Genomic DNA, 10,561 nt, shown 5'->3' with positions numbered 1-10,561 from the left:
GAGGAGAAACATGAACAAACCCTCCAAATTCGCTCTGGCGCTCGCCTTCGCCGCTGTTACGGCCTCTGGTGCAGCTTCCGCGCAAACCGTGGACAACTGGCGCAATCCGTTTGGCGACGTTTGGAAGAACGGCACCAATGAACTGTGCTGGCGCGATGCGTTCTGGACCCCGGCTACCGGCATCCCCGGTTGCGACGGCGTTCCGGTCGCTCAGAAGGAAAAGTCCGCTCCCATGGCCGCCAAGGTCGTGTTCAATGCTGACACCTTCTTCGACTTCGACAAGTCGACGCTGAAGCCGGAAGGCCGCCAGCTGCTGGATCAAGTCGCCCAGCAAGCCGGCACGATCGATCTGGAAACGATCATCGCCGTTGGCCACACGGACTCGATCGGCACCGAAGCCTACAACCAGAAGCTGTCCGAGCGCCGTGCCGCTGCGGTCAAGACCTACCTGGTCAGCAAGGGTATCGACCCCAACCGTATCTACACGGAAGGCAAGGGCGAACTGCAACCGATCGCTTCGAACAAGACGCGTGAAGGCCGTGCCCAGAACCGTCGCGTGGAAATCGAAATCGTCGGTAGCCGCAAGAACTAATTGCAGCGCTAGCCGCTACAATGAGGGGGCCTCGCATAGCGAGGCCCTTTTTTCTTGCCGCGCCCTCCCGGCGCGGCATGCCGTACCCTTGTATAGAGCCGGTCGGCCCGCCGACCCCCGCGCCCATGACGACAGCCACCCAATCCAGCGCCCCCGGCGTCAACGTCGACCAAGCCGAGGTCGAGAAATTCAGCGCGCTGGCCGCCCGCTGGTGGGACCCGGAAAGCGAATTCAAGCCGCTGCATGCCATCAACCCGCTGCGCCTGGGCTGGATCCAGGAGACCGCCGGCAGCCTGAGCGGCAAGCGCGTGCTGGACATGGGCTGCGGCGGCGGCATCCTGTCGGAGAGCATGGCCGTGGCCGGCGCGCAGGTCACCGGCATCGACCTGGCCGAGAAATCGCTCAAGATCGCCCGCCTGCACGGGCTGGAGTCCGGCGTGAAGGTCGATTACCGCGCCGTGCCCGTCGAGGAACTGGCCGCCGAGCAGCCGGGCCAGTACGACGTGGTGACCTGCATGGAAATGCTCGAACACGTGCCGGATCCGGCCTCCGTCGTGCGGGCCTGCGCCGCGCTGGCCAAGCCCGGCGGATGGGTGTTCTTCTCCACCCTGAACCGCAACCCCAAGTCGTTCCTGTTCGCCATCGTCGGCGCCGAATACGTTCTGCGCCTGCTGCCGCGCGGCACCCACAGCTACGACAGCTTCATCAAGCCCAGCGAACTGGCCACCAGCGCGCGCCAGGCCGGCCTGGAACCCACGGGCATGCGCGGCATGGAGTACAACCCCATTACCCAGGTCTATTCGCTGTCGGCCAACACCTCGGTCAACTACCTGATGTCCACCCGCAAATGAGCGCCCTCATCCTGTTCGATTTCGACGGCACCCTGGCCGATACGGCCCCCGACCTGGCCGCCGCCGCCAACCGGCAACGCACTCGCAAGGGCCTGGAGCCCATGCCCTACGAAGCGCTGCAGCCGATGGCTTCCCAGGGCGCGCGCGGCCTGCTGCGCGCCGCGCTGGGCCTGTTGCCCGACCATCCCGACTACGAGCCGACGCGGCTGCAGTTCCTGGAAGACTATGCGGCCGAATCCACCGTGCACAGCCGCCTGTTCCCGGGCATCGCCGACCTGCTCGAGGATATCGCCCAGCGCGGCCTGTCCTGGGGCATCGTCACCAACAAGGTCACCTACCTGACGCTGCCCATCGTCGAACACCTGGGCCTGACGCGCGACAGCGCGGTGCTGGTCTGCGGCGACACCACCGCCCACGCCAAGCCGCATCCCCTGCCCCTGCTGCACGCGGCCGAGCAGGCCGGCTTCGAGGCCGGGCGATGCGTCTACGTGGGCGACGACCTGCGCGACATCCAGGCGGCCCATGCGGCCGGCATGCCGGCGGTGGCGGCGGCCTACGGCTACGTTGGCATGGAAGAAGACGTCACAACCTGGCAGGCCGAGGCGTGCGCCGCTTCGCCGCGCGAACTGTGGTCCGCCATCGAACCCTTGCTGCCCACGCGCGCCACGGCCTGACCTTCGGCGACGGCCGGCGCGGGCCCCATGCCCGTGCCGGCGCCACACCCGGCCACTGATTGCTCCACCCACGCGAACAGTCATGCCGAGATTTCCGTCTTTATCCCGTCACCGCATTCCTCTAGCGTAACGTTCCTGCGCCGGCGCCGCCCAGCCGCCGGCGCGTCCAACCGTTCCCCCCAACGCGCCCGCCTCGCCGGTGCGCGGAGAATCCTATGTTGTTGCCCATCATTCTGCTGTCCGCGGCAGGCTTTACCATTCTGACCACGGAATTCCTGATCGTCGGCCTGCTGCCGCCCCTGGCGCGCGACCTGCAGGTCACCGTGTCGCAGGCCGGCCTGCTGGTGTCGCTGTTCGCCTTCACGGTGGCCGCCGCCGGCCCGGTGCTGACCGCCCTGCTGGCCAATCTCGAACGCAAGCGCCTGTTCGTCTGGGTGCTGGTGCTGTTCGGCCTGGCCAATGCCCTGGCCGCCGTCTCGCCCAACATCTGGGTCATGGCGTTCGCCCGCTTCGTGCCCGCCCTGGCGCTGCCCGTGTTCTGGTCGCTGGCCAGCGCCACCGCCGTCGAGCTGGTCGGCCCCGCCTATGCCGGGCGCGCCATATCCATCATCGGCTTCGGCATCGTCGCCGCCACCGTCCTGGGCATTCCCATCGGCGTGCTGGTTTCCGACGCCTTCGGCTGGCGCGCCGCCTTCGCGGTGCTGACCGCCGTGGCCTGGGCCAAGGCCCTGCTGCTGGCCTACTTTCCCAAACCGAGGACGGGGCGCCAGAACCAGCGCCTGAGCACCCAACTGCGCATCCTGCGCGACCCCAGGCTGCTGGGCCATGTGATGCTGTCCCTGCTTGTCTTCACCGGCATGTTCACCGCCTACACCTACCTGGCCGACATGCTCGAGCACCTGGCCGGCTTCGACGGCAAGGTCGTGGGCTGGACCATGATGGCCTTCGGCGGCGCCGGCATATTGGGCAACTGGCTCGGCGGACGCCTGGTCGACCGCAGCCCGCTGGGCGCCACCATCCTGTTCAGCCTGATCATGACCGCCGGCCTGCTGTTCGTCGCCCAGGTCATGCAGGCGCCGTACTGGCTGGCGCTCGCGCTGGCGCTGTGGGGCGTCGCCCAGGCCGCGCTGCTGACGGTCTGCCACGTGCGCGTCATCAAGGCCGCCCCGCAGGCGCCGGCCTTCGCCGCGTCGTTGAACATCTCGGGCGCCAACATCGGCATCGGCCTGGGCGCAGCCGTGGGCGGCCACTTCATCGACAGCCGCGGCCTGGCGTCCCTGGGCACGGTCGCCGCCGTCATCGTCCTCGCGGCGGTGGGCCTGGCCATCGCGCTGGTGCTGTCGCGGCGCCCGCCCACGCCCCGCCCGGCGGCGCCCGCGCCGGGCATCGAACCATGAAGACGCGCGGGCCGAATTAACGGTACAATGGCTGTCAACCTTGGGGCCGATCCGGATTCGACGTGGGTCATGAAACAGCTCAGGGCATGCCGAGCACCAGTAAGCTCGTTAATCCACTGGAACACTACAAACGCCAACGACGAGCGTTTCGCTCTCGCCGCTTAAGCGGTGAGCCGCTGCACTGATCTGTCCTTGGGTCAGGCGGGGGAAGGCAACTTCCCAGGGGGCAACCCCGAACCGCAGCAGCGACATTCACAAGGAATCGGCCACCGCTGGGGTCACACGGCGTTGGTTTAAATTACGTGAATCGCCCTGGTCCGGCCCGTCGATCGGCTAAGTCCAGGGTTAAATCCAAATAGATCGACTAAGCATGTAGAACTGGTTGCGGAGGGCTTGCGGACGGGGGTTCAATTCCCCCCGGCTCCACCAAATTTCCGTTAAGTATCAAGTATTTACCTAATAGCCAACTTCAAAAGTTGGCTATTTTTTTTGGCTGTTTTGAGTTGCTTGGTCAGCTTTTCCCAGCCCGCAGGTGGGGCTCGGGCGACGAGGCAGTACCGGAACGGAAAGCCGCCGCCGGGCGGTGGGGCTTGATTTGGTCAAGTGGGTGGTCCTGGCGGCCATCGCCCCAGAGATTGCCCCCCGCACGCGGCCCAGCGCGCGGCCCCTCGGTAGCGGGAGGGGAAATGAAAAGCCCCGCGCAACACCTCGCGCGGGGCAAAATAGTTTGTTAATGTGTACTATACACATTGAAAGTGTGTATAGCACACACATGGACAGCAAAGAACTGATCAAGCAGCTTGAGCGGTCCGGGTGGACACTGCGGGGCGTTAAGGGATCCCACCACGTTTTCACCCACCCAGACCGCCCCGGACATATCAGCGTCCCTCACCCTAAAAAGGATCTCGGCATCGGACTACTAAACAGCATCCTCAAAGCAGCTGGTTTGAAGTGAGACACAAGCCCCGAAGCAATCGGGGCCTGCTAGTTGTGAACTGTCAATAGGTTGTATTCGTCCAGGTTGAGTCTGGAGATGGGTACAGCGCGCCCGATGCCTTGGTGGGGTCGCTGCCAGTTGTAGTGGTGTAGCCAGGATTTCATGGCATCGGCTCGGTGTTGGGAGTTCTGGTAGGTGTGAGCGTAAGCCCACTCACGCAAGGCCGACTGGATGAAGCGTTCGGCCTTGCCATTGGTCTGTGGGCGGTAAGGTCGGGTAAAGCGGTGCTTGATGCCCAGCTCATGGCACAGCGCGGCGAAGGCGCGGCTGCGAAAGGCCGAGCCATTGTCGGTGAGCAAGCGCTGGATGGTCACGCCCAGGCGCTGGTAGTAGGCCACTGCGTCCTTGAGGAACTGGACGGCGCTGGGGAAGCGCTCGTCGGGGTGGATGTCGGTGAAGGCCACGCGGGCGTGGTCATCGATGGCCACGAAGACGAAGTCCCAGCCGGCCCCCTCAACGGTATCGCGTCGGTTGCCCGTGACCCGGTGGCCAGGGCGCTGGATACGTCCCAGCTTCTTGATGTCGATGTGCAGCAGATCGCCGGGGGCCTGATGCTCGTAGCGCACCACCGGCTCGGCCGGCTCCAGGTCGGCCAGGTGCGACAGACCGGCGCGGGCCAGGACGCGGCTGACGGTGCTGGCTGACACGCCCAGCGCCTGGGCGATGCGCGCTTGGGTCAGCCGCTTGCGGCGCAGCTCCACGATAGCCAGCGCCTTGGCCGGCGCAATCGCTCGGGGCGAGACCGTCGGGCGCGAGGACGCATCGGCCAAGCCCGCCTGGCCCTGAGCCAGGAAGCGGCCCAGCCATTTGCGCACAGTCGGCGCGGTGACCCCATAGGCGCGGGCCGCTTCAGGCACACAAACTTGATGGGCGATCAATTGCTGGACCATTTCGAGTCGACGTAGGAAGGTCAATCGGGCATGCTTATGGGTGTTCATCCGGCCGGGCTCCTTGAGTGAACTGGGGGGGTGGCGATTTCCAGTTTCTCAAATCCGGTTCGGATGAACCATGCATACAACCTATTGAATCTTCACAGCTAGCGGCCATCCGTGGCGCATGCGCTCGACCAGGTCGGGGTTTGCGATGAACGGGCGGCCGAAGACCACCAGGTCCGCCTCGCCGGCATCGAGCGCGGCCTGAGCCGTCTGGGCGGTAAAGCCGCCGGCCAGCATGAAGGTGCCGCCGAATGCCTTGCGCATATCCCGTTGGAAGCCTGCCTGGCCAAGATGGCTGGCGTGCAGGTAGGCAATCCGCCGCTGGCAAAGCGCCCCGGCCAGGCCCAGCCAGCTTGCCTTTTCAGAGTCGAACTCATGCAGGTCGCCCGCGTGCGCGAACGGTGAGATGCGTACGCCGACGCGTTGCCTGCCGATGGCGGCACTGACGGCATCCACCGTCTCCAGCAGCAGCCGGAGCCGATTGGCGATCGACGGGCCGCCGTACTGGTCCTCGCGCGTATTCAGGCCCGCGTTGATGAACTGCTCGAACAGAAAGCCGTTGCCGGCATGGATTTCCACGCCGTCGAAACCGGCGCGCGCGGCGTTTTCGGCAGCGGCGCGGAAGTCGGCGACGATACGGCGGATGCCGGCGATATCCAGCGCCGCCGGCGGGCTGGCCGGAACCTGCGCGGGCCGGCCGTCGTGGCCGTAAGCCTGCACCAGGGTGTGGGCGGCGGCCACGCTCACGGGCCCGACCGGGCTCCCGCCATCGGGCAGCAGGCTGGTGTGCGACAGCCTGCCGACATGCCACAACTGGATGAAGATCCGCCCGCCGGCCCGGTGCACGGCGTCGGTCACGTTTCGCCATGCCGCGACCTGTTCCGGGGTATGGATGCCGGGGGTGCACAGATAGCCGCGCCCCTGCGCCGAGACCTGGGCGCTTTCGGTGACGATGAGGCCGGCGCTGGCGCGTTGCGCGTAATAGAGCGCCATGCTTTGCGCGGGCACGGTGTCCAGGGTCCGGGCGCGCGTCATCGGCGCCATGACCACCCGGTTGGGCAGTATCAGTTCGCCCAGTTCGTAAGGGGAGAATATCGAAGCCATGGTCATGCCTGCCTCAAGAATGGGAGGGGAATTCGGGCAGCACGTACTGCGCCAGCTCGTCCAGGATTTCCGCATACGGCTGGCGGCTGACCTTGGGGTTGAGCGCGACGTGCGCCACGCCGGCCGCGCGCGCCAGTTCCAGGTAGGCGCGCAATCCGTTGCGTCCGGCGCGAAAACCGCCCGGAATACGCTGGAAGGGTTCATCCGGGTTGGCGCTCAGGTCGAGATAGCCGCCAAGCCCAAGCGGCTTGAAATGCGCCGGGCCGGCCAGCCGCGCGACGTGGTCGCGCCATTCCTGCGCCAGCCGCGAGAGGCGCTGCGGCATGGGCGCGCCGGTGAGCAAGCCATCCATATTCCTTGCCAGCCATGCCAGGGTCTGCTGCGCGGCGCCCACGGCGATGGCGGGAACGCGGCCATGCAGCGGCTTGGGCACGAGGTCCAGCTTTCCATCCGAGCCGCCGATCGGAAGTTGGGAAAACGCTGTTCGGTAAGCGTGCGCAGGACGCCGTAGGCATCGCGGTAGCGCGCGCCACGGGAGTCGTAATCGATGCCCAGCATGGGGTAGTCGCTCAGGCGGTCGCCCGACGACAGGCCCAGCACGAAACGCCCGCCGCTCAGTTGATCGAGCGAGGCCGCCTGTTTGGCCAGGTACATCGGCTCGTGGGTCGGCAGAACGATTCCGGTCGTGCCCAGCGCGATGCGCCGGGTGGCCGCGGCGAGGTAGCCGATGTAGACCAGGGGTTCGAATATCTGGGCGACGTCGCCATAGGCCGGGTCATGAAAGGGCACGTCGCGCAGCCACAGGGCTCCGAAACCGAGCGCTTCGGCGCGCTGCGCCATCTCGACGTGGCGCGCCATCGTGGGCGCGGGCCTGTCCGGGTGGGTTTCCAGCGGCAGAATCAGGCCGATGCTCAGGGCCGCGGGCCGGAACAGCCGGCCGAACCCCGCGTGGCTTTCCAGGCCTGCGCAAGGCGGTTCGAAGGAGGGGCGGTCGAGGGGGGCGGAATTCGGGGTGTCCATCGGGTGAGGCTCCAATCAGTACATGCCGTGCAGTCTGATTGATTCCTGGCGGCGGATAAACTGCCTGCGATGCCCCTTACTCGGGACTTGAATTCCCGAATACGTCGCAGTCTTTGTCAGCTGGCGGGCTCCAGGCGCTCCCACGGCACACCATCGCGCCACCGCTCGATCAGCAGATCGATGAAGGCGCGGGTGCGCGGGGAAAGGTGGCGCTTGCTCGGGTAGATGAGCCGTATCGGATCGGCGGAAGGACGGTAGGCTTCCAGGACCTCCACCAGGTCCCCGCGCTGCAGGTCCTTGCCCGTGATGTAGGTGGGCAAATGGATCAGCCCGAAGCCGGAAAGCGCGGCCTCGCGCAGCGCCTCCGAACTGTCTATGTTCATGCGGCCGGGGCCGTCGCACACCTCGATCGCGTCGCCCTGCCCAAGCCGCCACGGCATGGGGCGCTGTCCGCTCAGAAAGAAGATCGTGTCGTGGCCGGCAAGGTCCGCGGGCGTCGACGGCACGCCCTTCTTGGCCAGGTAGTCGGGCGCGGCGCAGGTGACGAACTGTTGTCCGCCGATGGTGCGCGACAGAATGCGGGCGTCGTCCTTGACGCCACCGATTCGAACGGCGACGTCGATGCCTTCCTCGATCAGATCCACGTAATGATCGGTGAACCAGACGTCTGCCTGGATTTCCGGCCAATTCGTCACGTATGCATTGAGGATGGGCAGGATATGGCGCTGGCCGAAGGACAGCGGCGCGGTCAGCCGCAGGATCCCGGCTGGCTTGCCCCGCCGTTGCGCCATGGTCGCATCGACTTCCTCCAGGTCTTCGAGGATCTGGCTCCAGCGCTCGAAGACGACCAGGCCCTCGCCGGTCACGTTCAGCTTGCGCGTGGTGCGATGCAAGAGCCGCACGCCCAGGCGCGCCTCGAGCCGGGCGACGCTCTTGCCGACCGCCGAGCGGGTCACGCCCAGCGTGGCGGCCGCCGACGTGAAGCTGCCGGCTTTCACCGCCGACACGAAAGCCAGGATGTCGCCGAAGCGGTTGGGTTCCATGGAAGCCGTCGATCCAAAGGGCGCGATGGTGCGCGTTGCCTGCCGTGGGAAGCCATTTCCCCGACTGACGAAATGGTATTCCAACTTGCGGCGCGAAGTGCGGGCGCGCGAAGGCGGCCGGTTTTTCCGGGCGGTGTCATGCGCCGCCTGGAAAGACCCGGTCCCTGGCATCGCAGCTAGCGCCAGGCCGGCGCCACGGCCGTTTCGCGCATGATGGCTTCGGGAGTCCGGTACCGCTCGGCCATCTCGCGCTCCGCCTCGTCGCGCAATTGGGCCTGCATGTAGCGGCCCAGGTCGCGGGCGTGGCCGACGATGAACTTGCCGAACGGCAAGCGTTCGTCTTCGTACGCCTGTAGCGCGGCGCCGATATCCGGCGTACCCGCGAGCGCATCGGCCAGCGCGCGCGCGTCGCCGGCGGCCTTGGTCACGCCCATGCCGCAATGCGGACGCGCCACGAACGCCGCGTCGCCCAGAAAGGCGACGCGCCCCAGCGCCAGGCGCGGGCTTTCCAGGTCGAAAATCGGCTGGAAGAACAGGTTGGCGGTTTTGGCCACGACCTCGCCGAACTGCGGGGCCAGTACCTGCGCGGCGGCCTGGCGCGCCTGCGCCACGATTTCCGGCCGGATCAGCGGGGGAGGAATGCCGTCCATCCAGGCCTGGCCCTGGGCGTCGGTCACCATGTCCCGGAACGTGGTGTGTTCGTCGGCCGGGCGATACCACACGAAGTTGAAGCGCCGGGCGGCGTCTTGCGCGCCGGAGCCTGTGCCTGCCACGGGATAGGCGATCATCTGCTCGTGCGCCGGCAGGCCGAAGGCAAAGTAGGGGCACAGCTCGCGGCGCGTGCGTTCGCTCAGGCTGGCTTCGTCGACCAGCCCCCGCCAGGCCACGTAGCCCGCATAGGCGGGCCTGGCCTGCGGCAGCAGCGCCTGGCGCAGGGTCGAGCGCAAGCCGTCGGCCGCCACCACCAGGTCCACCTCGGCGCGCGCGCCGTCGGTAAACCGCAGCAAGGCCCTGCGCTCGTCCTGCTCCAGGGATTCGAGCGCCTGGCCGCGATGGTAGCGTTCGGCCGGGAAGCGCGTTCTCAGGATGCTGAACAGCCGTCCCCAGGCGGTCAGCAGTTGTGGCAGCGCACGGCTGGCCAGTACGCTGCCGTCCAGGTCCAGGGTGACGCGGCGCGCCACCTCGATGCCGATCGATTCGGTCGGCGCCACGCCTATCCGGCGCAGCACGTCCAGCAGCTCGGGATGGGTCACGATACCGGCGCCACGGCCGTCGAGCTCGTCGTGCACCCGCTCGTGGACGTGGACGTCCCAGCCCGCGCGCAACAACAGGTTGGCGGCGAACAGGCCGCCCAGGGAGCCTCCGATGACGGCCGCTTTACGCACGGGTTGCATGCTGGTCTCCGTTGTGCGGGGTTGCGGCGTCGGCGCCCATCGCCTGTGCCGCGGGATAGTTCAATTCGATGGTCACGCCGGATGGGTCTTCGACGAACACCTGGTGCAGCCCGAGGTCCGGCACCGTGCGCTCGCGGAAATCGAGGCCGGCGTTCGCCAGGCGCGCGCGCATGTCGGCCAGGTCGGTCGCCAGGAACGCCAGGTGGTCGATCGCCGCGCTGCCATGCAGGCTGGCGGCGTCCTTGTCGCCGAGATAGTCGGCCAGCCCCTGCGGGTCGTCGCGGTCCACGCCGATGAGGTGGACCACGCCGTAGTCGGCCTCGTCGCCGCCCTGGTACAGCCAGACGCCCGGAAACTTGAACGCCGGGCGGTAGCCTTCCTTGAACCCCAGGATTTCGGTATAGAAGCGGCGCGAGGCGTCCAGGGACGCCGTGCGCACGGAGTAGTGAGCGAGTTTGCGGACAGGCATGTGGCGCCTCCTTGATTCAAGTAATCGAGTGATAAATAATAGAGATCGATTTCCCGCTGCGCAAGCGAATGGAAAGAAAACGACG

The 10,561-nt window shown here is 66.8% G+C and carries 10 protein-coding genes, 1 other RNA gene and 1 pseudogene; 6 read left to right on the top strand and 6 right to left on the bottom strand.

The annotated features are described in order from the left end of the window. The first annotated feature begins 10 nt into the window (after positions 1-10). The 6 genes from ompA to BN118_RS06600 all read left to right on the top strand — a co-directional run bounded on the left by ompA (position 11) and on the right by BN118_RS06600 (position 4,469). Positions 11-592 (top strand): outer membrane protein OmpA, encoded by a 582-nt coding sequence (gene ompA / locus BN118_RS06620; RefSeq protein ID WP_010930094.1) that lies wholly within the window; start codon positions 11-13, stop codon positions 590-592. 125 nt (positions 593-717) lie between these two features. Then, the gene (ubiG, locus tag BN118_RS06615; protein ID WP_010930093.1) at positions 718-1,443 is read left to right on the top strand and encodes a bifunctional 2-polyprenyl-6-hydroxyphenol methylase/3-demethylubiquinol 3-O-methyltransferase UbiG; all 726 of its coding nucleotides are present in this window, start codon (positions 718-720) and stop codon (positions 1,441-1,443) included. Beyond that, positions 1,440-2,117 carry an HAD-IA family hydrolase gene (locus BN118_RS06610; RefSeq protein ID WP_010930092.1) on the top strand — a complete coding sequence of 226 codons (678 nt, stop codon included), beginning with the start codon at positions 1,440-1,442 and terminating at the stop codon, positions 2,115-2,117. The genes ubiG and BN118_RS06610 overlap by 4 nt, the downstream gene beginning before the upstream one ends. A gap of 215 nt (positions 2,118-2,332) precedes the next feature. Further along, positions 2,333-3,514, top strand: a complete 1,182-nt coding sequence (locus BN118_RS06605; protein ID WP_014905646.1) for an MFS transporter — start codon at positions 2,333-2,335, stop codon at positions 3,512-3,514. 42 nt (positions 3,515-3,556) lie between these two features. After that, positions 3,557-3,943, top strand: a transfer-messenger RNA (tmRNA) gene (ssrA, locus tag BN118_RS19300). Positions 3,944-4,286: 343 nt separating this feature from the next. Next, positions 4,287-4,469 carry a type II toxin-antitoxin system HicA family toxin gene (locus BN118_RS06600; protein WP_010930090.1) on the top strand — a complete coding sequence of 61 codons (183 nt, stop codon included), beginning with the start codon at positions 4,287-4,289 and terminating at the stop codon, positions 4,467-4,469. Positions 4,470-4,498: 29 nt separating this feature from the next. Here the strand turns inward: BN118_RS06600 and BN118_RS06595 are convergent, their stop codons facing one another. From BN118_RS06595 to BN118_RS06570, 6 genes and pseudogenes are all read right to left on the bottom strand, one after another. After that, a complete protein-coding gene (locus BN118_RS06595; RefSeq protein WP_014905645.1) occupies positions 4,499-5,449 on the bottom strand; it encodes an IS481-like element IS481 family transposase in 951 nt (316 codons plus the stop codon). A gap of 81 nt (positions 5,450-5,530) precedes the next feature. Beyond that, entirely contained in the window at positions 5,531-6,550 is a 1,020-nt protein-coding gene (locus BN118_RS06590) for an alkene reductase (protein WP_257792204.1), read from the bottom strand. Between the two features lie 13 nt (positions 6,551-6,563). Further along, a pseudogene (locus BN118_RS06585) lies at positions 6,564-7,570 on the bottom strand (LLM class oxidoreductase). Between the two features lie 116 nt (positions 7,571-7,686). Next, positions 7,687-8,613, bottom strand: a complete 927-nt coding sequence (locus tag BN118_RS06580; protein WP_014905644.1) for a LysR family transcriptional regulator — start codon at positions 8,611-8,613, stop codon at positions 7,687-7,689. 176 nt (positions 8,614-8,789) lie between these two features. Further along, the gene (locus tag BN118_RS06575) at positions 8,790-9,998 is read right to left on the bottom strand and encodes an FAD binding domain-containing protein (protein ID WP_014905643.1); all 1,209 of its coding nucleotides are present in this window, start codon (positions 9,996-9,998) and stop codon (positions 8,790-8,792) included. Beyond that, the gene (locus BN118_RS06570; RefSeq protein ID WP_003811524.1) at positions 9,991-10,476 is read right to left on the bottom strand and encodes a VOC family protein; all 486 of its coding nucleotides are present in this window, start codon (positions 10,474-10,476) and stop codon (positions 9,991-9,993) included. The genes BN118_RS06575 and BN118_RS06570 overlap by 8 nt, the downstream gene beginning before the upstream one ends. Positions 10,477-10,561: the final 85 nt, after the last annotated feature.

It is taken from the genome of Bordetella pertussis 18323, from assembly GCF_000306945.1.
Classification (GTDB): domain Bacteria; phylum Pseudomonadota; class Gammaproteobacteria; order Burkholderiales; family Burkholderiaceae_B; genus Bordetella; species Bordetella pertussis.
Note: the sequence above shows the minus strand (reverse complement) of the source record. Positions and strands in the feature narration are given on the sequence as shown.